This window comes from Streptomyces sp. A0958 (assembly GCF_004795035.1).
GTDB lineage: Bacteria > Actinomycetota > Actinomycetes > Streptomycetales > Streptomycetaceae > Streptomyces.
The window spans coordinates 14,644-37,858 of the sequence record NZ_SSBK01000049.1; the positions used below are offsets into that span (position 1 = coordinate 14,644).

The following is a 23,215-nucleotide window of genomic DNA, read 5'->3' on the forward strand; positions in this document are numbered from 1 at the left end:
AGGGGGCCCGGTGGCGTGGAGCGGCGCGCCCCCGACGCGCCGCACTCCCACGGGGCCGTACGCGACGGCGCCCGTCCCTCGTAATCGCTCGCGACGGCTCAGACCGCCGGGGCGTCCGGGCCGATCCTGCTGCGTACCGCCGACTGGACCTCGGCCTCCTCGGCGGGGTCGGCGGCCAGCCTGCGCAGTCGCTCGGCCACCCTCAGGTCACCGGTCTCGGCGTGGCGTGCGGCGACCTCGCGGGTCGTCTCCTCGCAGTCCCACAGGCACTCGACCGCGAACCCGGTGGCGAAGGACGGGTCCGTGGCGGCCAGTGCGCGGGCGGTCCTGCCGCGCAGTTGGGAGGAGGAGGTCTCGCGGTAGACGTGGCGCAGTACGGGAGCGGCGCAGGCGATGCCCAGCCGGCCGGCGCCGTCGACCAGGGCCCACAACCGGGGCGCGTCCGGTCCGTCGCCGCGTACCGCGTCGCGCAGGGCGCCGAGCACCGCAGGGGCGTCCTGCGGTCCGCCGCGTCCGGCCAGCACACCGGCCGCCGAGGCGCCGAGCGCGTCGGGCCGGCGGGCCCAGCGGCGGGCGCGGTCCACGGCCGCCTCGCCGCACATCCGCTCGAAGGCGGCGACGGCGGCGTCGGCGACGGGGCCCCGGGGCCCGGCGGCGGCCGCCTCGATGAGGTCGAGCACGACGGGGTCGCGGACCTCGGCGGCGAGATAGTGGAGCGCCGCGCACCGGGCGGCTTCCGTGCCGCCGCGGGCGGCCTCCACGATCACGGGCCGGTCCTCGGGGCCCGCGACGGCGGCGAGGCAGCGGGCGGCCGGCACGTGCAGGACGCTGCCCCGGTCCAGTCCCTGCTGGGCCCAGTCGAAGACGGCCTGGACGCTCCAGCCGGGCCGGGGGCCGCCGGGGCGCATCTGGCGCTGCCAGCGGTCGAAGGAGCCCTGTTCTGATGCGGCCCGGACCCGGGCGCCGACCGCTTCGCGCGGGTCGTCGGCCCACAGGCGCCAGGGGCGGGGTTCGTAGGCGTCGCGCACGGTCGTGGCCAGTTCGGCGCGGCCCTCGGCGTCGTCGGGGAACCGGGCGAGCACGGGCACGGCGAGGGAGCGGAGCCCCGCGTCGTCGTCGCGCAGGGCCAGCTCGTCGAGGGCCCAGGCCCAGTTGGAGCCGGTCGCGGCGTAGCGCCGCAGGAGGGCGAGGGCGTCGTCACGTCCGTAGGAGGCGAGGTGGCCGAGGACGGCGAGGGCCAGGCCCGTCCGCGAGTCGTCCGTGTCGAGGTGGTCCTCGGGGTCGGACAGGTGCCGCTCGATCTCCTCGATGCCGCCGTCGAGGTCGAGATAGAGGCGCGCGTAGTACAGGGAGCGGTTCTCCACCTGCCAGTCGTGGCGCGGGTCGCTGAGGACGCAGTGGTTGAGAGCCGCCAGGGCCTCGCAGCGCGGTGCGGCGAGCGCGTGGAGCGTGCCGTCGCCGCGGCCTCTCTGCAGCAGGCCGAGCAGGGTGCCGCTCGGCGCTATGAACGGATCAAACATGGGGAAAGCCTCACATCAAGCTGTCGACGCAACCGGGACTGTGCAGTTCCACGTGCTGGAGGGAACTAGGCCGCGCAGCAACATGATCGGCCGACCGCCGTCTTCTGCCTGGTGTAGAGCATCTTCCTCTGCCTCTCGTCGGGTGGCCCGAATCGGACCCGCGACGTCATGATGACCCAGCCATTTCGCCACCGCGACCACATTTACGGCGAACCCGTTCAGCGGGCGCCGAAGAGTTCCAGCAGGTCGTCCTTGCCGAACATGCGCGCGGTGTCCAGCGCGGAGGGTGTTCCGGCGGCCGGGTCGGCCCCGGCGTCGAGCAGGGCCCGGACCACCGCTTCCTCGCCCTTGAAGACCGCTCCGGCGAGCGGGGTCTGACCCCGGTCGTTCGCCCGGTCCGGGTCGGCGCCGCGGGCGGCGAGGGCCGTGACCGCCGGGGCGTGGCCGTGGTAGGCGGCGAGCATCAGCAGCGAGTCGCCCCGGTCGTTGGTGAGGTTGGCGGGCACCCCGGCGTCCACGTAGGCCGCCAGCGCGTCGGTGTCGCCGCCGCGTGCCAGGTCGAAGACCTTGGACGCCAGCTCCACCACCTCGGGATCGGGGGTTTCACTCATCGGGTGGACCGCCTTCCTCAACCGTTCGCGCCGCTGTCGGGCTGCCGGGACATGCACGGCGGGCGCCGTACGAGTGAACCGACAGGGTACTGCCCGGACGGGCGCATGACCGGCCCGGGCATCCCCATCTGCCGGTCGAGTGAATAATCCGCCTTTTCACCCGCTTGCGCCTTTTATCCTATGGATACTTGGGGTGAGCCTGGAAGGACTCATGGTGACTGTCCCCCCGACCAGGAGAACCACTCATGATCCTTTCCATGTCAGGCGTCGTCATCCTCGGCATCATCGTCTTCCTGTTCTTCAGGAAGGACGGCCTCAAGGCGTCGCACGCCCTCGTCACCGCCCTGTTCGGCTTCTACCTGGCCGGCACCGCCATCGCACCGAGCATCACCGCGGGCGGAGCGAGCCTGGCCGGCCTCCTGGGCGGGATCAAGTTCTGACCCTCCGCCCCCGCACCGACCTTCAGGAGACACAGGAGACAGACGTGGCCCGGCGACCACTCCCCCGCATTCTGAGCAGCGGCAGCGCCTCGATCACTCGCAGTCGCGAGTTCGCGCGCACGGCCGCCGACAGCGCCACCGACGTGCTCCATCCGCTGATCACGCTCACGCGCGGTCTGCGGCTGCTGGCCGGCGCAGGACGGCACAAGTGGGCCGCGACGCCCAAGGACCGGCGTGGTCCCACGCTGTTCCTCGTCGCGGCCTGCGTACTCGTGGTCGCGCTCATCCCGTACGGGCCGCTGCTGGCCCTCGTCGCGGTGATGGGCGCCGCCGCATGGAAGGGACGGGTGCGCACCCCCGTCAAAACCGGCCCCGACGAGGCGGAGACCGCCCGCCTGCGGGCCCTGTACGAGGCGCTCGTCCCCTACTTCTCCGCGGCCGAGGACCCCAGCCCGCTGTTCACCCACGGCGGCGAGTGGGAAGAGGTCTTCAGCGGTTACGAGTTCGACGGCGACGGCCGCGTCTCGCGGCTCCATGTCACCTACCCCGCGTACTTCACCGACTCCGAGCCCGAGTCCCGGGCCCGGATCGAACAGCTGCTGCACGCCAAGTCGGGTCGCGGCCGGGAGCACCACTTCAGCTGGGACGAGGAGGGCAACCGGCTCGTGATGAGCGTGCTCGACTCGTTGCCCACCTCCCTCACCGCCCAGCGCTTCGTCACCGCCCCCGGCGAGACCGTCCTCGGCTTCACGGACGAGGACGCGGTGCAGCGCACGGTCCCCGTGAACGACGGCACCGGCACCCGCGACGCCCCCGGCGTCGTCTGGCGCACCGGCGCGCGCTCCACCGAACCGCACCTGCTCGTCGCGGGACAGCCCGGCAGCGGCACCACGACGCTGCTGCGCTCCATCGCCCTCCAGGCGCTCCAGCAGGGCGACATCCTGATCATCGAAGGCAGCGGCACCGGCGAGTACGCCTGTTTCACCGGGCGCGAAGGCGTCCTGGCCGTCGAGTGCGGGCCGGCCGGCGCGCTGTCGACCCTGGAGTGGGCGGCCGACGAGACGGAACGCCGGCTGGTCGAGGCGAACCGGGCCCGGCAGGCCGGTGACCCCGTCCCGGAGGACGTCACGCGCCCGCTCTGGATTCTGCTGGACCGCCCGAGCGCGCTCCGCCGTCCGGCCGGCGACAACGGGCCGGGTCCGCAGGAACTGCTCCAGGTGCCGCTGCGGCACGGCAGGGCCGCCAACGTCGTCGTGGTGCTCGCGGAGGTGTTCGACAGCCTGGACGGCCTCGGCGAGACCGTCCGCACCCACACCCGGGCCCGGGTGGTGCTCGGCCGCTGCTCCCCCGGCCAGATCGAGTCCGTGCTCGGCACGGGGCCGCACACCACCCCGCCCCCGGACGCCCCGCCCGGCCGCGGCTACGCCCGGTTCGGCGCCGGCCCGGTCCTGCGCATCCAGGTGCCGGCCACGCCCGACCCGTACGACGACGCCACCAGCGAGGCGCAGCGCACGGCGGTACTCGGCCTGCTGCCGGAGCGGCGCCAGGCGGTCGAGGCGGGCGCGCCGGACCCGGCCATGGCGGAGGCTGTGACCGCGTCCGCCGGGATGGAGAGCGTGACCGCGCCCGCGGGGGTGGAGGCTGTGACCGCGTCCGCCGGGATGGAGAGCCTGACCGCGTCCGCCGGGGCGGAGGCTGTGACCGCGTCCGCCGGCGTGGAGAGCCTGGTCGTCAGCGACTGAGGCGTGGGACCGGCGAAGGAGGGCCCGGCGGTGGAGCCAGCCCTCCTTCGCCGGTCAGGCCACGAAGGTGCGGGGGGCCTCGGCCCCGGCTCCGGCACCCGCACCGACCAGCCGGGCCGCGGCGGCGAGCCGCTGGGCCGCCTCGTCCGCCAGGGGACCGCCGACCGTGAACGGCAGCCGCACGTATCCCTCGAAGGCCCCGTCGACCCCGAACCTGGGCCCGGAGGGCACCCGCACCCCGACCCCTTCGCCGGCCACCGCGAGCCGCGAGCCGGACAGGCCGCCGGTGCGCACCCAGAGCGTGAGTCCGCCCTTCGGTACGGAGAACTCCCACCCCGGCAGCTCGCGGCGCACGGCCGCCACGAGCGCGTCGCGGTTGTCCCGGGCCTGTTCCCGGCGCAGCCGCACGGCCTCCTCCCAGCCGCCGGTGCGCATCAGCCAGTTGACCGCCAGCTGTTCGAGGACCGGGGTGCCCATGTCGGCGTAGGCGCGGGCGGCGACCAGGCTGCGGATGACGTCGGGCGCGGCCCGGACCCAGCCGATCCGCATGCCGGCCCAGAACGCCTTGCTGGCCGAACCGACGGTGAGGACGGTGCTGCCGGCCGGGTCGAACGCGCAGACCGGGCGCGGCATCCGCACGTCGTCGTCGAGGTGCAGCTCCCGCATCGTCTCGTCGACGACCAGGACCGTGCCGGCCGATCGGGCGGCGTCCACCAGCGCCCGGCGGCGGTCCTCGCCGGCCAGCGCCCCGGTCGGGTTGTGGAAGTCGGCGACGACGTACGCGAGGCGGGGCGCCGCGTCCCGCAGGACCTGGCGCCACCGGTTCAGGTCCCAGCCGCCGAGCCCCTCCTCCATGGCGACCGGCACGAGCCGGGCGCCCGCCTCCCGCATCAGCTGGAGGATGTTGGCGTAGCTCGGGGACTCCACCGCGATCCGCTCGCCGCGGCCGGCGAAGAGATGGCAGATGGCGTCGATCGCGCCCATCGCGCCGGTGGTGACCATGATCTGCTCGGGCATGGTCGGGATGCCGTCCGCGGTGTACCGGTCGGCGATCATCTGCCGCAGGGCGGGCAGCCCGGCCGGGTAGTCGCCGTGCGTGTGCGCGTACGGGGGCAGTTCCTCCAGCGCGCCCTGGACGGCCCGGGTCAGCCAGGGCTCGGGTGCGGGCAGCGAGGCGCAGCCCAGGTCGATCATCGAGCCCAGCGCCTCGGGCGGCAGCGGTTCCAGGCCGCGGGCCGGGAGCGGGTTGCCCGCCGGGACCGCCGTCCAGCTGCCGGCCCCGCGCCTGGATTCCAGGAAGCCTTCGGCCCGCAGCGCCTCGTAGGCGGCGGCGACCGTGGTGCGGCTGACGGAGAGGGCGAGGGCCAGCTCCCGTTCGGCCGGGAGCCGGGCGGCGACCGCGACCCGGCCCTCCAGGACGAGCAGCCGGATACCGTCGGCGAGTGCGCGGTAGGCCGGCGGCCTGCGGCTGCCGGGGCCGGCCGGCCGGGGCTGCTGGGCGTGGAGCTGGCGGGCCAGCTGAGCCGCCCCGACCGCCGAAGTCCACTGCGCCATGAGAATCAGTCCACCTTCCTCGGATTGGCCATGGTTGGCTGCCAATCACCTGCCACAGAGTGTCACGGAGCGGTCCAACACCACCACACCAGGGGGCACCACTTGTCCGTCACCCTCGTCCCGCAGGGGGCGCACCTCACCCGTCGGCTGGTCCAGCTGTACGCGGGGCTCGCGCTGTACGGGGCGAGTTCGGCGCTGCTGGTCGTCGCCGGCCTCGGCCTGGAACCGTGGGGCGTGCTGCACCAGGGGCTCGCCGGACGCACCGGGATCAGCATCGGCGTGGTCTCGATCATCATCGGCGCGATCGTGCTGCTGCTGTGGATACCGTTGCGGCAGCGGCCGGGTCTGGGCACGGTGTCGAATGTCTTCGCCGTGGGCCTCGCGATGGACGGCACGCTCGCGCTCGTCCCCGAGGTGCACGGGCTCGTGGCGCGGTCCGGGGTGATGGTGGCCGGGATCGTCCTCAACGGTGTGGCGACGGGGCTCTACATCACCGCCCGGTTCGGCCCCGGCCCCCGGGACGGGCTGATGACCGGGCTGCACCGGCGGACCCGCGGGTCGATCCGGCTGGTCCGCACGGCGATCGAGGTCGCGGTGGTGATCACCGGATTCCTGCTCGGCGGCTCCCTCGGCGTGGGCACGGTCCTGTACGCCCTGGCCATCGGCCCGCTCGCCCAGGTCTTCCTGCGTCTCTTCGCGATCCCGGACACCAAGGCCACCTCGGCCGATGCCCCGGCGGCCGGGCGGTCCATACTGCGGCGGTGACTTCCGAACGCCACCCCTATCTGGAACATCCCGCCCCGCTCGCGTTCGCCCACCGGGGCGGTGCGGCGGACGGGATCGAGAACACGGCGGCCGCCTTCCGCCGGGCCGCCGACGCCGGGTACCGCTACTTCGAGACCGATGTGCACGCCTCGGCGGACGGCCGCCTCGTGGCCTTCCACGACGCCACGCTGGACCGGGTGACGGACGCCGGGGGCAGGCTGGCGGAGCTGCCGTGGAGCGAGATACGCCGGGCCCGGGTCGCCGGGCGCGAGCCGCTGCCGCTGTTCGAGGAGCTGCTGGAGGCGTTCCCGGAGGCCCGGTGGAACGTGGACATCAAGGCGGAGGCCGCGCTGGAGCCGCTCGTGGAGCTGATCCGGGCGACGGACTCCTGGGACCGGGTGTGCGTGGGTTCGTTCTCCGAGGCGCGGGTCGCCAGGGCGCACCGCCTGGGCGGCCCGCGCCTCGCCACGTCGTACGGCGTGCGCGGCGTCCTCGGGCTGCGGCTGCGCTCGTACGGAATCCCGGCGGCGCTGCGGGCGGGGGCGGTGTGCGCGCAGGTCCCGGAGAGCCAGGGCGGCATCCGCGTCGTCGACCGGCGCTTCGTGCGCGAGGCGCACGCGCGCGGGCTCCAGGTGCACGTCTGGACGGTGAACGAACCGGAGCGGATGGCCGCGCTTCTGGACCTCGGTGTGGATGGCATCATGACCGATCACATCGAGACGCTGCGCACGGTGCTGAGCGAGCGGGGGGCCTGGGCCTGACCGCCGGCCGGGTGACGTCTCCACGGGGAGATTTCGAGGGGGCGCCATGACCGCCGAGACCGCGGACACCGCCGAACCGGCCGACGGCACGACGGGCCCCGGCGGACCCGACGGCCCGGCCGAGCGACGCCGGGAGCGGCGCGGCTGGTACTTCTACGACTTCGCCTGCTCCGTCTACTCGACGAGCGTCATCACGGTCTTCCTCGGCCCGTATCTGACGTCGGTCGCCAAGGCCGCGTCGGACGCCGACGGCTTCGTCCATCCGCTCGGCATCCCGGTGCGCGCCGGGTCACTGTTCGCGTACGCCGTCTCCGCGTCGCTCGTCCTCGCGATCGTCCTGATGCCGATCGTGGGCGCCGCGGCCGACCGTACGGGCCGCAAGAAGCCGCTGCTCGCGGCGGCGGCCTACACCGGAGCTGCCGCGACGACAGCCATGTTCTTCCTGGACGGCCACCGCTATCTGCTCGGCGCCTTCCTGCTCATCGTGGCGAACGCCGCGACGGCGATCGCGATGATGCTGTACAACGCCTATCTGCCGCAGATCGCGGAGCCCGACGAGCGCGACGCGGTCTCCTCCCGGGGCTGGGCGTTCGGCTACACCTCCGGGGCGCTGGTCCTCGTCCTCAACCTGATCCTGTACTCGGGTCACGACTCCTTCGGCCTTACCGAGTCCGAGGCCGTGCGGATCTGCCTGGCCTCGGCGGGCGTGTGGTGGGGCGTCTTCACCGTCGTACCGCTGCTCCGGCTGCGCGACCGCGGGGTGGCGGTGGCGCCGGGCGGCCGGGGGGCGGTGGGCTCCGGCTGGCGGCAGCTGAGGGCGACCCTGAGCGACATGCGGCGCCATCCGCTGACCCTGTCCTTCCTCCTCGCCTACCTCGTCTACAACGACGGCGTGCAGACCGTGATCTCGCAGGCGTCGGTGTACGGCTCCGAGGAGCTCGGCCTCGGCCAGACGACGCTGATCACGGCGGTGCTGCTGGTGCAGGTGCTGGCGGTCGCGGGGGCGCTGGCGATGGGGCGCCTGGCCCGGGTGTACGGCGCGCAGCGCACGATCCTCGGCTCGCTGGTCGTCTGGACGCTGATCCTGGTCGCCGGGTACTTCCTGCCCGCCGGCTCGCCCGTCTTCTTCTACGTGCTGGCCGCCGCGATCGGCCTGGTGCTGGGCGGCAGCCAGGCGCTGTCCCGCTCCCTGTTCTCGCATCTGGTGCCGCGCGGCAAGGAGGCCGAGTACTTCTCGGCGTACGAGATGAGCGACCGCGGGCTGAGCTGGCTGGGGCCCCTGGTGTTCGGCCTCGCCTACCAGCTGACCGGCAGTTATCGGGACGCGATCGCCTCGTTGGTGGTTTTCTTCGTCGTCGGTTCGGTGCTGCTCGCGCGGGTGCCGCTCAGGCAGGCGGTCGCGGCGGCGGGAAATCCCGTACCCGAACGGATTTAGACGTTGAAGTAAAAGGCCGGTAGTGTACGCCTTTGGCCTGCCCCGGATGACCGTTACTGCGAGTGGAAGTCTCCGAACCGTTGGGTGACAACTTCCTTCAAATGTGACAAACCGGGTATGGGCGGGTACCTGAACCCTGGGAAACCTGAAAATCAGCGGCACGACGGCCGACGTATGACCGGCAACGGGAATCTTTGCCGCCGACCGGACGTTGACCGATTGACGACGACAGCGACACCTGTCCTGTGGGCGACAAGCCCGGGAGGCACGATTCATGAGTGAGCGAGCTCTCCGCGGCACGCGACTCGTGGTTACCAGCTACGAGACGGACCGCGGCATCGATCTGGCCCCGCGCCAGGCGGTGGAGTACGCATGCCCGAACGGACATCGATTCGAGATGCCGTTCTCGGTAGAGGCGGAAATTCCGCCGGAGTGGGAGTGCAAGGCGTGTGGCGCCCAGGCACTCCTGGTGGACGGGGATGGCCCCGAGGAGAAGAAGGGCAAGCCTGCGCGCACGCACTGGGACATGCTCATGGAGCGGCGCACACGCGAGGAACTGGAAGAGGTGCTGGCCGAGAGGCTGGCGGTCCTGCGCTCCGGAGCGATGAACATCGCCGTGCATCCCCGGGACAGCAGGAAGTCTGCCTGACCCGGTAGCACCGCACCGAGACAAAAGCCGAGGGCCGCGACACACTGTGTGTCGCGGCCCTCGGCTTTTGTCGTGGCCCTCGGCTCTGTCGTGGGCTGGCTTGCGGCGCCGCCGGATTACGGGGTCAGCGGCGGGCGGGGGTTGTCGTCCGGGCGGGCGTCCCGCTGCGACGGTTCGTCGCGGATGACCTCGCCCTGGACCACCTTGCCGTCCGGGCGGTGGATACGGGCCTGCTGGAAGGCGTCCGAGAAACCGCCGGGGGCCGCCGCGCGCACGCGCCGCTCCAGCGAGTTCTCCGCGTACCTGCTGAGCGCCGAGCGGACCGGCGGCACCAGGAGCAGCAGTCCGGCCACGTCCGAGATCATGCCCGGGATCATGATCAGCAGCCCGCCGAGCATCAGGAAGCCGTTGCCCCGGCTCGAAGGGGCGGGCGAGGAGCCGTCCGCGCCCGGCTGCCCCGGCATCTGCTGAAGCGTCTGGGTGAGGTTGCGGAAGGCGCGGCGGCCGGCCCGCTTGATCACGGCGGCGCCGAGGACGATCCCGGCGGCCAGCAGGATCAGGACGGTGAGCCCGCCCGCGACGTCCGCCACCAGGATGAGCAGCCAGATCTCCAGCACCGCCCAGGCGGCGACGGCGAGGGGTACGAAGGTCCGCGCGCGCGAGCGCCTGCGGGCGGTCGGGGGCGGTGTGCCGGTCGTCATGCCCCCAGTGTGCCTGGCCCCGCGTCCGTACGCCGTAAGGGGGTGGGGCGCAGGTGGCGGGCGTCAGGGCGTGCGGCGGCCGAGAGCCCGGTTGGTACGGCTGGTGACGCCCCAGGCCGTCACGCGCCAGAGCGCCTCGACGAGGATGTCCCGGCTCATCTTGGAGTCGCCGACCTCGCGGTCCACGAAGGTGATCGGCACCTCGACCACATGGAAACCGGACTCGACCGCCCGGCGGGCCAGGTCGACCTGGAAGCAGTAGCCCTGCGAGGCCACCTCGTCCAGGCCGATGCCCTTGAGGGTCTCGGTGCGGAACGCCCGGTAGCCGCCGGTGACGTCCCGCGTCCGCAGCCCGAGCATCAGCCGGGAGTAGGTGCTGCCGCCGCGGGAGATGATCTCGCGGGACTTGGGCCAGTTGACCACCCGGCCGCCGGGCACCCAGCGGGAGCCGAGGACCAGGTCCGCGCCCTTGAGCGCGGTGAGCAGCCGGGGCAGTTCCTCGGGCTGGTGGGAGCCGTCCGCGTCCATCTCGACCAGGACGCCGTACTCGTGCTCCATGCCCCACCGGAAGCCGGCGAGGTAGGCCGCGCCGAGCCCCTCCTTGCCCTGGCGGTGCAACACGTGGACATGGTCGTCGGCCGCGGCCAGCTCGTCGGCGAGCTTGCCGGTGCCGTCGGGGCTGTTGTCGTCGGCGACCAGGATGTCGGCCTCCGGCACGGCCGCGCGCACCCGGCTGACGATCGGCTTGATGTTCTCGGCCTCGTTGTAGGTCGGAATGATCACCAAGACACTGCCGAGCGGGCCGAATCGCCGCTGACCGCCGTCGTTCACTTACTGCCCCTCACGTCCGTACGCAGGTGCACACCATATCGAGCGCGGAGGCGCGGAACGCCGTCCCGGTCGGGGTGGCGCGGGAGTCGTGGCGGACAGAAGAGCGGAAGTAGGGACAGAAGTGCGGATCGGGGCCCGGTGTCCTTCGGGCCGACCTGGAACCCGCTGGCTGCGGGTCGACCTAGAGCCGTTGTCTACTGAACGTCCGGGCCCCACCCGGGTCGCACCCTCCGTCCGGCTGAGACCTTCCCTCGCCCCCGAGGCGCGGGCGCTGAACCTGGCTGTCAGTGGTGGTGCGCCGGTGCGGCACACCACCCCATGACCCAGCGGCGTTCGACGACTGCGTGGAGGTTTAACCGGTCGGACGTCCTGTGGTGGACTCGGCCGAACCTACCGGCCGATGGCCGCATTCTGTCAATAGTTGCCTGACCTGCATCGTTTACCGAACTTGCCTGGTCAGTCCTGAAGATCCCCAGGTAGCGGGAGAGCCGGGCCGCCTTCGATCGGCGGTACGAAATGTCCGCACGTCACTCGTTCGGCCTTACGTAGACAGTTTGTCCGAACACGACCGTGCGCAGGCACACCGGGAGGTCGGCGCCGGGGCTCAGGTCCGGCAGCCCCGGCGTCCCCGACCTGGGGTCCGTCGACCAGCGCGCGACCCGGTCGTCCGGGGCCTGGACCACCAGGTCGTCGGTGCGCCAGACCGCGTAGTCGGCCGGGGCGCCGGGCACCAGGGTGCCCGCGTCGTCGCGGCCGACGGCCCGCCAGCCGCCCCGGGTGTGCGCGGTGAACCCGGCCCGCACGGAGATGCGGTGCTCGGGCGTCCGGTGGAAGGCGGCGGCCCGTACGGTCCCCCACGGGTCCAACGGGGTCACCGGGCTGTCGGAGCCGAAGGCGAGGGGCACACCGGCCCGCAGGAGGGCCGCGTACGGGTTCAGGGTCCTGGCCCGCCCGACGCCCAGCCGCTGGGCGTACATGGCCTCCTCACCGCCCCAGGCGGCGTCGAAGGCGGGCTGGACGGAGGCGGTGAGGCCCAGCTCCGCGAAGGCGGCGACGGTCTCGGGGGTCAGCATCTCCGCGTGTTCGACGCGGTGCCGGGCGGCCCGCACCCGGCCGAGGCCCACCTGCTCGGCCGCCGCCCTGACGCCGGCGACGACCGCCGAGAGCGCCGCGTCCCCGATGGCGTGGAAGCCCGCCTGCAGCCCTGCCTCGGTGCAGGCGGCGACGTGGGCGGCGATCTGCCCGGCGTCCAGGTGGGCGGTGCCGGAGTGCGGGGCGTCGGCGTACGGCTCGTGCAGGCAGGCGGTGTGCGAGCCGAGCGAACCGTCCACGAAGAGGTCACCGGCCGCTCCGACCGCGCCCAGCTCGCGGATGCGCAGGGCGTCCTTCTCGTCGCCCACCTGCTCGGCCCAGTAGCCGAACACCCGGGGCCCCGGGTGCCCGGCGGCCAGCTTCAGCAGCCCGGTGAAGTCGTCCTCGTCGGAGATGTCCGGGCCGCCGCACTCGTGGACCGTGCCGATGCCGAGGGACGCGGCGTGGCGCAGCGCGGCCCGCTGGGCGTCGGCGCGCTGGGCGGGCGACACGGCGTCGTGGGCGGCCGCGCGCACCGCGTGGTGGGCGGCCGCGGTCAGCGCTCCCTCTGGGTGGTAGCCGGCCATCGCGGTGACGCCGGGGACGAGGTCGAGCAGTGCGGTGGTGACGGCCGCGGAGTGCACGTCGATCCGGGGCAGGTAGACGGGCCGGCCGCCCGCCGCCTCGTCCAGTTCGGCGCGCGAGGGCGGACGCTGCTCGGGCCAGCGTGTGGCGTCCCAGCCGTGTCCCAGGACGACCCGGTCGGCGGGGTGGGCGGCGATGTGGGCGCGGACCTGGGCGAGGGCGTCGCCCAGGGTGCGGGCGCCGGAGAGGTCGAGGCCGGTGAGGGCCAGACCGGTCGAGGTGGTGTGGACGTGGGCGTCGGTGAACGCGGGAGTGACCAGGGCCCCTTCGAGGTCGATCACTTCGTCGACGCCGCTCGCGAAGGCGTCGGCCGCCCCCTCCGATCCCACCCAGGCGACATGGCCCCGTTCGACCACCATGGCGGTGGCGAAGGGGTCGGCGGGGCTGTGGACGTCTCCACCGCGCAGCAGCACGGTGCGGTGTTCGCTCTGGGGGGCGGCGCTCTCGGTCATGGGGACCAGTCTCCCGCCTGCCGGGAGCGGTCCGGTGCGCGCCCCCCCGAAGGGGGTGTCCGACGAATCCCCTCAGATCTGCGGCGGGCGCGCCTCGTAGGGGGTCGAGAGGACGACCGTGGTGCGGGTGGAGACTCCGGCGAGCGAGCGGATGCGCGTCAGCAGGTTCTCCAGCTCCAGCGGGGTCGCGACCCGGACCTTGAGGATGTAGTTCTCGTCGCCGGCGACGCTGTGGCACGCCTCCAACTCGGGGACGCCGGCGAGTCGTTCGGCGATGTCGTCCGGGGCGCTCGGGTCGAAGGGCTTGACCGAGATGAACGCGGTCAGGGGCAGGCCGACCGCCTCGGGGTCGACGACCGCGGCGTAGCCCCGGATCACCCCGCGCTGCTCCAGCCTGCGGACGCGCTGATGAACGGCCGAGGTGGACAGGCCGGTGGCCTTGCCCAGGTCGGTGTAGCTCATCCGCCCGTCCTTGACGAGCAACTCCACGATGTGACGGTCCAGCTCCTCCATATGGATCAATCTATGGCCAGGAGTCCTTCCAGGCACAGCTGCCCAGCCCTTGGGATGGCACCTGCGTCGGGCATGTGACCAACGCCACATGTTTACGGACCAGTAGTCGGACACGAAATGGTTACGGCCGATCGGCGGCGGGAAGTGCTTGCTGTGGCCGAGGCCACGGCGCCATGTCGGCCCACCCGAGGGGGGATTTCCCATGCAGAGCCTGAAGCTCACCGGACGTACCGAACCGGAGCCCGTCGATCCGTTCGAGGACGCCGCTCCCGACGCGTACGACACATTCGAGATGTACCGGGTCCTCTGCCCGGACTGCACACAGCCCATCGCACTGCTGGCCGACGAGGACGTGCTGCCGGAGCACGCGCTGTGCCCGTCCCCGTGGAACCCGTTCGTGCTCACCGTGTGCGCCGGTACGGGGCGTGCGGCGGCCGGGGCGCGGCCCGCGGACGAGACGGCCGGGTCGCAGGAGCAGGAGACCGCGCTGCTGTTGACGCTCCCTCAGGGGCTCGACTGGAGGATGCAGCCGTTCTCGCACGCCGGTGGCGCCGGCTCCCGTCCGATCAGGATGCCGAGGCAGCCGCGGCGCGAGGCCGCCTGAGCCCGAGCCCGTCCGGCCGGGGTGCGCGAGCGGCCCGGCCACCGCGGAGAACCGGGTGAACACTCGCCCGAATCGAACAGCCAGTGACCCGGCCGCGCCCTTCGGCGTTGGCCCGGTATGACCCCGCCGCACTCCACAGCCGCCGGCCCCGGTCGCCGCAGGCTCGCCGCTCCGACCCCCGAAGAATCGGTTCCGCAACCCGGTTCCGTACCGGCGTCGCAGTCCGAACCGCCCCGCTCCACGCCGCGTCCGATGCCCCATTCGACCGATCCGCCGATCTACCGGGCGCTGCTGCGGCACTGGGAGAGCACCGGGCGGACCCTGCCGGGCCGCCATGACCAGGACTGGAACCGGGTCATGGCGACGCCCGTGTGGTCGGACCGGCCGCTGCGGGTCAGCGGGACTCAGGGCCCGCGAGGTGACGGGCGATGACCATCCGCTGAATCTGGTTGGTGCCCTCGACGATCTGGAGCACCTTGGCCTCGCGCATGAGGCGTTCGGCGGGGAAGTCCTGCGTGTAGCCGTACCCGCCGAGCACCTGCACCGCGTCGACGGTCACCTGCATCGCGGCGTCCGTGCAGAAGAGCTTGGCCATGGCGGCCTGGCGGGAGAAGGGGCGGCCGGCGTCCCTCAGCCGGGCGGCCTCCAGGTAGAGCGCCCGGCCCGCCTCGATCCGGGTGGCCATGTCGGCCAGCATGAACCGCAGCCCCTGGAAGTCCGCGATGGGGCGGCCGAACTGCTTGCGGCCGGTGGCGTAGCCGAGGGCCTCGTTCAGCGCGGCCTGGGCGACGCCGATGGCGCAGGCGGCGATGCCGAGCCGGCCGGAGTCGAGGGCGGACAGGGCGATCGCGAAGCCCTGGCCCTCCTCGCCGATCCGGCGCGCGTCCGGGACGCGTACGCCGTCGAAGTGGAGCTGGGCGGTGGGCGAGCCCTTCATCCCCATCTTCTTCTCGGGGACGGCCGCGCTCAGTCCGGCGGCGTCACCGGGGACCAGGAAGGCGGTGATGCCGCGCGGGCCCTCGACGCCGGTGCGGGCCAGCACGGTGTAGAAGTCGGCGATGCCGCCGTGTGTGATCCATGCCTTGGTGCCGGTGATGACCCAGTCGTCGCCGTCCCGTACGGCCTTCGTGCGCAGGGACGCGGCGTCGGAGCCGGACGCGGGCTCGGAGAGGCAGTAGGCGCCCAGCAGGCCGCCGGAGAGCATCGCGGGGAGGTGTTCGGTCTGCTGGTCCTTGGTGCCGTAGCCGGCGAGCGCGTGACAGGCCAGGGAGTGGACGCTGACGCCGAGGCCGACGGTGAGACGGGCGGCGCCGAGTTCTTCCAGGACCTGGAGGTAGACCTCGTAGGGCTGGTCGCCGCCGCCGTGGGCGGAGTCGTAGGGGAGCCCGAGCAGGCCGGACTCGGAGAGCAGGGTGAAGACCTCGCGGGGGAACCGGCCCGCTTCCTCCTCCTCGGCGGCCCGCGGCGTGATCTCCCGCTGGGCGATGTCGCGGACGAGTGCGATGAGCTGGCTGGACTCCTCGGTGGGCAGACGGCGTTCGACCCACTGCGGGGCACGGTCGGACATGACGGCGCTCTCCTCCCTGTCGGGCGTTGCGGCGGTCGCGCGCGAGGGGTGTGAGCGGCGCCGCCGGGGGATCTCCGGGCGATGCCCGAAATCACAGCTCCCCAGCCGATGTTGCCCTCCCGGATTACGAGAGGCGCAGGCAGGCGGCTGTGGCGGGTCGAGTATGCCCGATCGGACGGCATCCGTCATCGGTTGACCGAACATACGGATCAGGGCCTGTGGGCGGCCGTGGAGATCATCGAGCTTGGTCCGAACCATTGACCCGACTGGTCTAGTCCACCTACCGTTCCCAGCGAACCGACTTTCCGCGTTCATGCCAATTTCGTTCGAGCGCCGAAAGCCGGTCGTCCACTGGCACGTCCCCTCCCCCACGAGGAGCAACCATGACCGGACCGCACCGCCCGGGAGCCCGCCTGCGGGCTGTCGCCGCCGCCGCGTGTACCGCCGCCCTGGGCGCCGCCCTGCTGGGCGTCGCGGGCACCGGCTCCGCCGGCGCGGCCCCCGCCGCACCCCGGGCCACCGCACCGGCAGCAGCGCCCGCCGCCCCCACAGCGGCCGGCGACAAGGTGGTCGGATACTTCACCAACTGGGGTGTCTACGACCGCGATTACCACGTCAAGAACATCGAGACCTCGGGCTCCGCCGACAAGCTCACACACATCAACTACGCCTTCGGCAACGTCCAGGGCGGCAAGTGCACGGTCGGCGACTCCTACGCCGACTACGAGAAGACCTACACCGCCGACCAGTCCGTCGACGGGGTCGCGGACACCTGGGACCAGGAGCTGGCCGGCAACTTCAACCAGCTGCGCAAGCTGAAGAAGCTGCACCCCGACCTCAAGGTGCTCTGGTCCTTCGGCGGCTGGACCTGGTCGGGCGGCTTCGGTGAGGCCGCGCAGAACCCCGCCGCGTTCGCCGAGTCCTGCTACGACCTGGTCGAGGACCCGCGCTGGGCCGATGTCTTCGACGGCATCGACATCGACTGGGAGTACCCCAACGACTGCGGCCTGACCTGTGACACCAGCGGCCGCGACGCCTACGGCAACCTGCTGTCGGCGCTCCGCTCGAAGTTCGGCCCGGACAACCTGATCACCTCCGCGATCAGCGCGGACGCCTCGGAGGGCGGCAAGCTCGACGCCGTCGACTACGGCGGCGCGGCGCAGTACGTCGACTGGTACAACCCGATGACGTACGACTTCTTCGGCGCCTGGGACGAGAAGGGCCCGACGGCCCCGCACTCCCCGCTCACCTCCTACACGGGCATCCCCAAGGAGGGCTTCGACAGCGAGGCCGCCATCGACAACCTGAAGGCCCAGGGCGTCCCGGCCTCGAAGCTGCTGCTCGGCATCGGCTTCTACGGCCGCGGCTGGACCGGCGTCACCCAGGACGAGCCGGGCGGTACGGCGACCGGCGCGGCGGCGGGCACGTACGAGGCGGGCATCGAGGACTACAAGGTCCTCAAGAACAGCTGCCCCGCCACCGGCACCATCGCCGGCACGGCGTACGCGCACTGCGGCACCGACTGGTGGAGCTACGACACCCCGGCCACCATCGGCACCAAGATGGAGTACAAGAACCAGCAGGGCCTGGGCGGCACCTTCTTCTGGGAGCTGAGCGGTGACACCACCGACGGCGAGCTGATCAAGGCGATCGACTGACGTCGTCGCGCCGGACCTGACGGGGCGGGGAGCCGGTCGGGCTCCCCGCCCCGTCAGGTCGCGTCCGGGGAGGCCGGAGCAGTGTCGTCGTGTCCGGGAAGGCTAGAGCAGGTGGAGCTGGGTGACGAGCATGGCGACGACGACCACGAGCGTCCAGCCCAGGACGTGTTCCAGCAGCTTGGGGCCGTCGTCGGGCCCGCCCGTCCGGGCGCGGCGGCGGGCGGCGGTGAAGGTGGCGGCAGTCGCGCTCATGGCATCTCGTTCGGTCGGCCGGCAGTAGGTGTACCCAGCACCCGGCCGGGACCCGACCACAGTGCCAGCCCGAAGGGCCCCGGGGGTAGAGATGTCCGTCACTTCCCCTCAGGCCCGGGCGTGCCTCAGCGGACGCCGACGGCCGCGAGAGCCCTGCGCTGAGCGGTGTTCGGGTGCGCGGGGAAGTACAGGTAGCAGACACCGCCTGTGCCCGAAACCACACTGCCGCTCGCGTTGAGGCGCTTGGTGCGCAGCCAGATGGTCTCCAAATGGGAGGGCGCCGCATATCACGCGGCACCCTCCTGCACGAACACGCACCTACACCGTCTTCGGCAACGCCGAGATCAAAGTCGACAACACCATGCGCCCCGTTGCGCCCCCGATCCGATGGTGCTGGTTGGGCCAGATCTTGATGCCGCCCGCTGTTTCCGGGGCGGGCAGAAGCTGATCGAGGCATGGGCTCCCCCTCGGCGTGGTGGCCGACCCCAAAAATTTGCGGATTTCTGATTCATTTTTGCGTAGACACTGTACGGTGTGTTGGCATGAAGAAGAGGCTGATCGAAGTCGCAGAGTTTGCCGGTGTCAGCGAGGGGACCGTGCGCAGGGCGCTGAACGGCAGTCCGTTGGTGGCGCAGGCGACGCGGGAGCGTGTGCTGAGGGCGTTGGACGTCCTGGGGCTTCCCCGGCCGTCGGCGGTCGAGATGGAGCGGAGCCCGCTGATCGGCGTGGTGGTGCCGGATCTGCAGAACCCCGTCTTCCCGGCGTTCGCAGAGGCGATTGCGGGGCGCCTGAACAAGCGGGGACTGGTGCCCGCGCTCTGCACCCGCACCGCCGATGGCGTGTCGGAGGCGAACTACATCGAGATGCTCCTCGGGCAGAACATCGGCGGGATCGTCTTCATAGGGTCCAGCTATGCCGACGCGGGGCCGGAGCAAGGTAGGGCTCTGAAGTCCCGCGGGGTGCCGATGGTGCTGGTCAATCCCGCCGACGAGAACGACGGTTCGGTACAGATCAGTGCTGATGACGGCGATGCGGTGATGCAGTCGCTCACCCATCTGACGGCGGTGGGGCACGAGCGGGTGGGGCTGTTGATCGGCCCGTCGGGGCATGTGCCCTCAGCCCGTAAACTCGCGGCCTTCGCGGCCTTCTGGGGGGCTCGCGGGGTCGTCTCGAAGGGGTGGATGCCCCTGGTCGGGCACGCCCTGTTCTCGCTGGAAAGTGGAGCCGCCGAGACGGTGAGGCTGATCGGGCGCGGAGCCACCGCGATCGTTTGCGGCAGTGACGAGCTGGCATTGGGGGCCATCCGCGGGGCGCGTCGCCTGGGTCTCGACGTTCCCCGTGATGTATCCGTGACGGGCTTCGACGACTCGATGTTCATGGTGGCCGTCGATCCGCCCCTGACCACGTGCCGCCAGCCCGTGTCCCGCATGGCGGACGCCGCAGTGGAGGCGCTCACCCAGCAGATGAACGGGCAGACCCTCACACCTGGGATCACCCTCTTCCGAACCCAGTTGATCCTCCGTAACTCCACCGGCAGGCCCCACGCCCAGACAAGTCAGTAGATCTTTTGCGTTAGTTCATTGACTTCTTACATTCACGACTCCTACATTCTGCGTGTCCGCTGTAGCTGAGGGCGACGGAGTCCACAGACGCGGGTGCATCGTAGGAAGGCTGATCTGTCATGGCTGGTATCCAGAGCCGCCGCCGGCTCATCGCCGCAGGCATAGCCTGCGTTCTCTCCGCAGGGCTCGCCGCATGCGGTGGAGAGTCCTCGTCCGCCGGTGGGGACGGCATCGTGACTATCACGGTGAACGGCATGCCGCCGAAGACGCAGCCGGTGGACCGCAAGTACTTCGAGGAGGATCTGAAGGCCTTCGAGAAGGAGCACCCCAAGATCAGGATCGATGCCCGCGAGGGCCAGATGGACCCCAAGACCTTCTCGGCGAAGCTGGCCGGGGGTCAGCTCGAAGACGTCTACTACGTGTACTTCACCGACCCGGCGGGGCTGATCCAGCGCCGCCAGGGCGCTGACATCAGCGAGTACGTCAAGGACATGCCGTACTACAAGGACCTCAAGCCGGAATTCCTACAGGTGTTCACCGGACCGGACGGAAAGATCTACGGCCTGCCGAACGGTCAGTATTCCCTGGGGCTTGTCTACAACCGCGACCTGTTCAAGAAGGCCGGCCTTGACCCGGACAACCCTCCTGCGACGTGGGGCGAGGTCCGGGCCGCGGCCAAGAAGATCAGTGCCCTGGGGAACGGCACGGTCGGCTACGCCGACTACAGCAAGAACAACCAGGGCGGCTGGCACTACACCGCATGGGTGTACTCCATGGGCGGCGACATCGCCGTGCGGCAGGAAGGCAAGTGGAAGGCCGCCTTCGACAGCGACGCGGGGCGCGAGGCACTTCAGATGCTGCATGACATGCGCTGGACTGACAACACCATGGGCTCACGTCAGCTGCTGCAGATCGAAGACGCTCAGAAGATGATGGGCGCGGGCAAGCTCGGTATGTACATGGCCGGCCCGGACAACATCCCCACCATCGTCAAGCAGTTCGAGCGCACGTACGAGGAGTACGGGGCCGCGGCCATGCCCGGCCAGGCGACCCTCGGCGGCGGCAACGGCTTCATGTTCAACCCGAAGAACTCGCCGGAGAAGATCAAAGCCGGCATCGAGTGGATCCAGTGGAAGTACCTCAACCCGGACCGCACCGCGTTCGAGGACAAGCGCGCCTCCTCCAGCGACGTACCCATCGGGCTGCCGCTGGACCGCCTGTTCACCGGGCAGGCCGAGACCAAGCGGGATGCCGCCCACGCCAAGTACGCCAATGTGCCGACGAAGAACTACGAACCGTTCATCGAGCGCAACGGGAAGATCGACCAGAAGGTCGAGCCGCCGAACGCCCAGCAGATCTACACCGTCCTGGACGGAGTGATGCAGGCGGTGCTCACCAAGAAGGACGCGGACATCGACCAGCTCCTGAAGGATGCGGCCAAGAAGGTCGACAGCATCCTCGCGACGGTCAAGTGACATGGCGGCTCCGACCCTGGCCAGGGCACCCGAGCGCACCACCGAGCCCCAGAAGGACAGCAAGCGCCTCGTCAGGCGCCGGCGCCGCATACGCGAGAACCTCACCGCCTACGTGTTCCTGGCGGCAGGGCTGATCTGCTTCGCCCTGTTCTCCTGGTACCCGATCGTGCGGGGGCTGCTGCTGGGATTCCAGCAGGTCAACTTCTCCCAACCCGCCACCTGGGTGGGCTGGGAGAACTACCAGCGCCTCTTCGACGATCCCCTGTTCACCACCGCGTGGAAGAACACCGGCTACTTCACGCTGCTCGCACTGGTCTTCGGCTTCGCCGCACCGTTCGCGACCGCGGTCGTCCTCAACGAGTTCCGGCACGCCCGGTCCTATCTGCGGATGACGGTCTATCTGCCGGTGATGCTCCCGCCGATCGTGACGATGCTGCTGTGGCGCTGGTTCTACGATCCGGGCCCGGGCCTGTTCAACAACGTCCTGAAGATCTTCCACCTGCCGGCACAGCAATGGCTGGAGTCGGAACACCTCGCCATGGTCTCCCTGGTCCTGGTCTCGACTTGGGCCAACATGGGCACCACCACCCTGATCTACCTAGCCGCCCTCGGCTCCATCCCGGGCGAGTTGTACGAGGCGGCCGAGCTCGACGGAGCGACGATCCGCCAGCGGCTGACCCACGTGACCATCCCGCAGATGCGGTTCATCCTGATGATCACCCTGCTTCTACAGGTCATCGGCACTATGCAGGTCTTCATCGAACCGTTCGTGCTGACCGGCGGCGGTCCGGACGACGCCACGGTCACGGTCCTGCTGCTTCTGTACCGCTACGCGTTCATCTACAACGACTTCGGCATGGCCAGCGCGATGAGCACGGTGCTCTTCCTCGTCCTTGGCGTCTTCGCCGCCGTCTACCTGCGGCTGAGCCGTAGCAAGGGCTGAGAGGAGCCATCATGTCCACATCGCGTACCCTCATCGCCCCCGGCGAGATGAACCGGCGCACCGGGCGCGTCCTTTACCGCTTCGTCCTCGTCCTGACGGTAGTCGGTTTCACCCTCGGGTTCGTTTTCCCGCTCTACTGGATGGCCAGCGGAGCTCTCAAGTCTTCCGCGGAGCTGGCCGACCCGAACCCCACGCTGCTGCCGCATTCCTGGCATCCGGAGTCCTACAGCGAGGCGTGGACCAACGTCGGCCTGGGCCAGTACTTCCTGAACACCGCACTGCTGGCCGTCGGCGCCTGGCTGATCCAGCTCGTCGTCGACGTGGCCGCCGCCTACGCACTGTCGAAACTGCGACCGGTGCTGGGCAACGTCGTCCTCGGCATGATGCTCGCCACACTGATGCTGCCCGTTTCCGCACTGCTGGTGCCGACCTACCTGACCGTCACCGACATCCCGCTGCTCCACATCAACCTCATCAACACCCCCTGGGCGATCTGGCTGCCGGCCTGCGCCAACGCCTTCAACATCTTCATCCTCAAGCGATTCTTCGACCAGATCCCCGGCGAACTCCTCGAATCCGCACGCATGGACGGCGCAGGCCCCTTCCGGGTGCTGCGCTACGTGGTACTGCCGCTGTCCAGGCCGGTACTCGCGGTCGTATCCATCTTCGCGGTCGTCGGAGTCTGGAAGGACTTCCTGTGGCCGCTGCTGGTCCTTCCCGACCCGGCACGCCAACCGATCACCGTGGCACTCAACCGTCTCGCCGAGTTCATGCCTGCCAACCAGCTCCTGGCCGGCATGGTCATGGCCTCCATCCCGCTGCTGGTCATCTTCCTCATCTTCCAGCGGCACATCATCGCCGGTCTGACCGCGGGCAGCCTCAAGGGCTGAAACACCCCACCCCGCACTGTCCCGGCACGCGTACCTCCCCTTCGACCGGCACGCGCACCCCTCACGGTCCTGTGTACCGGCCACTCACCGCCGTTCCTGGGCTCCCCCTGCCCAGCGGCACATCCAGCCGGCACCCGCCGGCCACCCCCAGGGCTGAGCCGCCCCTGCACCGGAAGGACACACAGCTGTGTCGATCCACCGCGCCAACCCGCGTCCCAAGAACTCCGCCGCGATAGCCGCTCTCCTCCTGGCCCTCACCGGCGCCGCCTCCTACACCATCGCAGTCCCCACCCCCGCCCACGCCGCCACCTCCGTCCTGCAGTCCGAGTCGTCCGTGCTCTCCGGCGGCGCCAAGGTGGAGAACGAGCACGCCGGGTACACCGGCACCGGCTACGTCGGCGGCTACACCGACGACAACAAGGGCTCCGCGCAATCGGCGTACACCGTGTCGTCCTCCTTCGCCGGTTCGGGGACCGTGGCGGTGCGTTACGCGAACGGCACCGGGTCGGCCAAGACGCTGACCCTGACGGCAGGCGGGTCCGCACAGCAGATCGTCCTGCCGGCGACCAGCGGC

At 71.1% G+C, this 23,215-nt stretch carries 22 protein-coding genes and 2 pseudogenes; 14 read left to right on the forward strand and 10 right to left on the reverse strand.

From position 1 onward, the window contains the following. Nucleotides 1-98: 98 nt before the first annotated feature. Both E6P78_RS29930 and E6P78_RS29935 read right to left on the reverse strand, forming a co-directional pair. Entirely contained in the window at nt 99-1,520 is a 1,422-nt protein-coding gene (locus E6P78_RS29930) for a HEAT repeat domain-containing protein (protein WP_136206765.1), read from the reverse strand. 218 nt (nt 1,521-1,738) lie between these two features. Next, complete coding sequence (locus E6P78_RS29935) at nt 1,739-2,131, reverse strand: ankyrin repeat domain-containing protein (RefSeq protein ID WP_136206766.1); 393 nt, start codon at nt 2,129-2,131, stop codon at nt 1,739-1,741. 245 nt (nt 2,132-2,376) lie between these two features. On the opposite strand from E6P78_RS29935, the gene E6P78_RS29940 reads away from it, so the two are divergent. Further along, nucleotides 2,377-2,571 carry a hypothetical protein gene (locus E6P78_RS29940; protein WP_018103962.1) on the forward strand — a complete coding sequence of 65 codons (195 nt, stop codon included), beginning with the start codon at nt 2,377-2,379 and terminating at the stop codon, nt 2,569-2,571. 44 nt (nt 2,572-2,615) lie between these two features. Next, nucleotides 2,616-4,313 (forward strand): hypothetical protein, encoded by a 1,698-nt coding sequence (locus tag E6P78_RS29945; protein WP_136206767.1) that lies wholly within the window; start codon nt 2,616-2,618, stop codon nt 4,311-4,313. Nucleotides 4,314-4,367: 54 nt separating this feature from the next. Here E6P78_RS29945 and E6P78_RS29950 read toward each other — a convergent pair whose 3' ends face one another. Continuing rightward, nucleotides 4,368-5,867: a PLP-dependent aminotransferase family protein gene (locus tag E6P78_RS29950; RefSeq protein ID WP_136206768.1), complete on the reverse strand. Its 1,500-nt coding sequence runs from the start codon at nt 5,865-5,867 to the stop codon at nt 4,368-4,370. A 102-nt stretch (nt 5,868-5,969) separates the two neighbouring features. On the opposite strand from E6P78_RS29950, the gene E6P78_RS29955 reads away from it, so the two are divergent. The 4 genes from E6P78_RS29955 to E6P78_RS29970 all read left to right on the forward strand — a co-directional run bounded on the left by E6P78_RS29955 (nt 5,970) and on the right by E6P78_RS29970 (nt 9,477). Next, nucleotides 5,970-6,632: a hypothetical protein gene (locus tag E6P78_RS29955; RefSeq protein ID WP_136206769.1), complete on the forward strand. Its 663-nt coding sequence runs from the start codon at nt 5,970-5,972 to the stop codon at nt 6,630-6,632. Next, on the forward strand, nt 6,629-7,393 hold the full coding sequence (locus tag E6P78_RS29960) for a glycerophosphodiester phosphodiesterase (protein WP_136206770.1): 765 nt from the start codon (nt 6,629-6,631) through the stop codon (nt 7,391-7,393). The genes E6P78_RS29955 and E6P78_RS29960 overlap by 4 nt, the downstream gene beginning before the upstream one ends. A 46-nt stretch (nt 7,394-7,439) precedes the next feature. Continuing rightward, the gene (locus E6P78_RS29965) at nt 7,440-8,828 is read left to right on the forward strand and encodes an MFS transporter (protein WP_136206771.1); all 1,389 of its coding nucleotides are present in this window, start codon (nt 7,440-7,442) and stop codon (nt 8,826-8,828) included. A gap of 274 nt (nt 8,829-9,102) precedes the next feature. Next, nucleotides 9,103-9,477, forward strand: coding sequence for an RNA polymerase-binding protein RbpA (locus E6P78_RS29970; protein WP_136206772.1), 375 nt, complete (start codon nt 9,103-9,105; stop codon nt 9,475-9,477). A 116-nt stretch (nt 9,478-9,593) separates the two neighbouring features. Here E6P78_RS29970 and fxsA read toward each other — a convergent pair whose 3' ends face one another. The 4 genes from fxsA to E6P78_RS29990 all read right to left on the reverse strand — a co-directional run bounded on the left by fxsA (nt 9,594) and on the right by E6P78_RS29990 (nt 13,690). Beyond that, nucleotides 9,594-10,178: an FxsA family membrane protein gene (gene fxsA / locus E6P78_RS29975; protein ID WP_136206773.1), complete on the reverse strand. Its 585-nt coding sequence runs from the start codon at nt 10,176-10,178 to the stop codon at nt 9,594-9,596. 63 nt (nt 10,179-10,241) lie between these two features. Continuing rightward, the gene (locus E6P78_RS29980; RefSeq protein WP_136206774.1) at nt 10,242-11,009 is read right to left on the reverse strand and encodes a polyprenol monophosphomannose synthase; all 768 of its coding nucleotides are present in this window, start codon (nt 11,007-11,009) and stop codon (nt 10,242-10,244) included. A gap of 527 nt (nt 11,010-11,536) precedes the next feature. Continuing rightward, nucleotides 11,537-13,177, reverse strand: coding sequence for an amidohydrolase (locus E6P78_RS29985; RefSeq protein WP_136206775.1), 1,641 nt, complete (start codon nt 13,175-13,177; stop codon nt 11,537-11,539). Between the two features lie 72 nt (nt 13,178-13,249). Then, on the reverse strand, nt 13,250-13,690 hold the full coding sequence (locus tag E6P78_RS29990; RefSeq protein ID WP_018103953.1) for an Lrp/AsnC family transcriptional regulator: 441 nt from the start codon (nt 13,688-13,690) through the stop codon (nt 13,250-13,252). A gap of 202 nt (nt 13,691-13,892) precedes the next feature. On the opposite strand from E6P78_RS29990, the gene E6P78_RS29995 reads away from it, so the two are divergent. Beyond that, complete coding sequence (locus E6P78_RS29995) at nt 13,893-14,294, forward strand: hypothetical protein (RefSeq protein ID WP_136206776.1); 402 nt, start codon at nt 13,893-13,895, stop codon at nt 14,292-14,294. 252 nt (nt 14,295-14,546) lie between these two features. Beyond that, on the forward strand, nt 14,547-14,726 hold the full coding sequence (locus E6P78_RS30000; RefSeq protein ID WP_136206777.1) for a hypothetical protein: 180 nt from the start codon (nt 14,547-14,549) through the stop codon (nt 14,724-14,726). On the opposite strand, the gene E6P78_RS30005 is transcribed toward E6P78_RS30000, so the two are convergent. Beyond that, nucleotides 14,689-15,861, reverse strand: coding sequence for an acyl-CoA dehydrogenase family protein (locus tag E6P78_RS30005; RefSeq protein WP_136206778.1), 1,173 nt, complete (start codon nt 15,859-15,861; stop codon nt 14,689-14,691). The two genes, E6P78_RS30000 and E6P78_RS30005, sit on opposite strands and share 38 nt — an antisense overlap. A gap of 383 nt (nt 15,862-16,244) precedes the next feature. On the opposite strand from E6P78_RS30005, the gene E6P78_RS30010 reads away from it, so the two are divergent. Further along, entirely contained in the window at nt 16,245-17,519 is a 1,275-nt protein-coding gene (locus E6P78_RS30010) for a glycoside hydrolase family 18 protein (RefSeq protein WP_136206779.1), read from the forward strand. Between the two features lie 102 nt (nt 17,520-17,621). Here E6P78_RS30010 and E6P78_RS30015 read toward each other — a convergent pair whose 3' ends face one another. Continuing rightward, complete coding sequence (locus tag E6P78_RS30015) at nt 17,622-17,771, reverse strand: SCO1431 family membrane protein (protein WP_136206780.1); 150 nt, start codon at nt 17,769-17,771, stop codon at nt 17,622-17,624. A gap of 125 nt (nt 17,772-17,896) precedes the next feature. After that, a pseudogene (locus tag E6P78_RS30020) lies at nt 17,897-18,037 on the reverse strand (peptidase C39 family protein); the annotation flags it as partial. 276 nt (nt 18,038-18,313) lie between these two features. Here E6P78_RS30020 and E6P78_RS30025 point away from each other — a divergent pair. The 5 genes and pseudogenes from E6P78_RS30025 to E6P78_RS30045 form a co-directional block, all read left to right on the forward strand. Further along, nucleotides 18,314-19,333, forward strand: a complete 1,020-nt coding sequence (locus E6P78_RS30025; protein WP_136206781.1) for a LacI family DNA-binding transcriptional regulator — start codon at nt 18,314-18,316, stop codon at nt 19,331-19,333. 230 nt (nt 19,334-19,563) lie between these two features. Then, nucleotides 19,564-20,808, forward strand: a complete 1,245-nt coding sequence (locus E6P78_RS30030; RefSeq protein ID WP_136206785.1) for an extracellular solute-binding protein — start codon at nt 19,564-19,566, stop codon at nt 20,806-20,808. Between the two features lies 1 nt (nt 20,809). Continuing rightward, nucleotides 20,810-21,751 (forward strand): sugar ABC transporter permease, encoded by a 942-nt coding sequence (locus E6P78_RS30035; RefSeq protein ID WP_240799429.1) that lies wholly within the window; start codon nt 20,810-20,812, stop codon nt 21,749-21,751. An 11-nt stretch (nt 21,752-21,762) separates the two neighbouring features. After that, a complete protein-coding gene (locus E6P78_RS30040) occupies nt 21,763-22,641 on the forward strand; it encodes a carbohydrate ABC transporter permease (RefSeq protein ID WP_136206782.1) in 879 nt (292 codons plus the stop codon). A gap of 187 nt (nt 22,642-22,828) precedes the next feature. Continuing rightward, nucleotides 22,829-23,215, forward strand: a pseudogene (locus E6P78_RS30045) (hypothetical protein); the annotation flags it as partial.

Excerpts from the sequence above, each read along its gene's own strand:
- E6P78_RS29930 (WP_136206765.1), bottom strand. The coding sequence starts at position 1,520 with ATGTTTGATCCGTTCATAGCGCCGAGCGGCACCCTGCTCGGCCTGCTG.
- E6P78_RS29935 (WP_136206766.1), bottom strand. The coding sequence starts at position 2,131 with ATGAGTGAAACCCCCGATCCCGAGGTGGTGGAGCTGGCGTCCAAGGTC.
- E6P78_RS29940 (WP_018103962.1), top strand. The coding sequence starts at position 2,377 with ATGATCCTTTCCATGTCAGGCGTCGTCATCCTCGGCATCATCGTCTTC.
- E6P78_RS29950 (WP_136206768.1), bottom strand. The coding sequence starts at position 5,867 with ATGGCGCAGTGGACTTCGGCGGTCGGGGCGGCTCAGCTGGCCCGCCAG.
- E6P78_RS29965 (WP_136206771.1), top strand. The coding sequence starts at position 7,440 with ATGACCGCCGAGACCGCGGACACCGCCGAACCGGCCGACGGCACGACG.
- E6P78_RS29970 (WP_136206772.1), top strand. The coding sequence starts at position 9,103 with ATGAGTGAGCGAGCTCTCCGCGGCACGCGACTCGTGGTTACCAGCTAC.
- fxsA (WP_136206773.1), bottom strand. The coding sequence starts at position 10,178 with ATGACGACCGGCACACCGCCCCCGACCGCCCGCAGGCGCTCGCGCGCG.
- E6P78_RS29985 (WP_136206775.1), bottom strand. The coding sequence starts at position 13,177 with ATGACCGAGAGCGCCGCCCCCCAGAGCGAACACCGCACCGTGCTGCTG.
- E6P78_RS29990 (WP_018103953.1), bottom strand. The coding sequence starts at position 13,690 with ATGGAGGAGCTGGACCGTCACATCGTGGAGTTGCTCGTCAAGGACGGG.
- E6P78_RS29995 (WP_136206776.1), top strand. The coding sequence starts at position 13,893 with ATGCAGAGCCTGAAGCTCACCGGACGTACCGAACCGGAGCCCGTCGAT.
- E6P78_RS30000 (WP_136206777.1), top strand. The coding sequence starts at position 14,547 with ATGCCCCATTCGACCGATCCGCCGATCTACCGGGCGCTGCTGCGGCAC.
- E6P78_RS30005 (WP_136206778.1), bottom strand. The coding sequence starts at position 15,861 with ATGTCCGACCGTGCCCCGCAGTGGGTCGAACGCCGTCTGCCCACCGAG.
- E6P78_RS30010 (WP_136206779.1), top strand. The coding sequence starts at position 16,245 with ATGACCGGACCGCACCGCCCGGGAGCCCGCCTGCGGGCTGTCGCCGCC.
- E6P78_RS30015 (WP_136206780.1), bottom strand. The coding sequence starts at position 17,771 with ATGAGCGCGACTGCCGCCACCTTCACCGCCGCCCGCCGCCGCGCCCGG.
- E6P78_RS30025 (WP_136206781.1), top strand. The coding sequence starts at position 18,314 with ATGAAGAAGAGGCTGATCGAAGTCGCAGAGTTTGCCGGTGTCAGCGAG.
- E6P78_RS30035 (WP_240799429.1), top strand. The coding sequence starts at position 20,810 with ATGGCGGCTCCGACCCTGGCCAGGGCACCCGAGCGCACCACCGAGCCC.
- E6P78_RS30040 (WP_136206782.1), top strand. The coding sequence starts at position 21,763 with ATGTCCACATCGCGTACCCTCATCGCCCCCGGCGAGATGAACCGGCGC.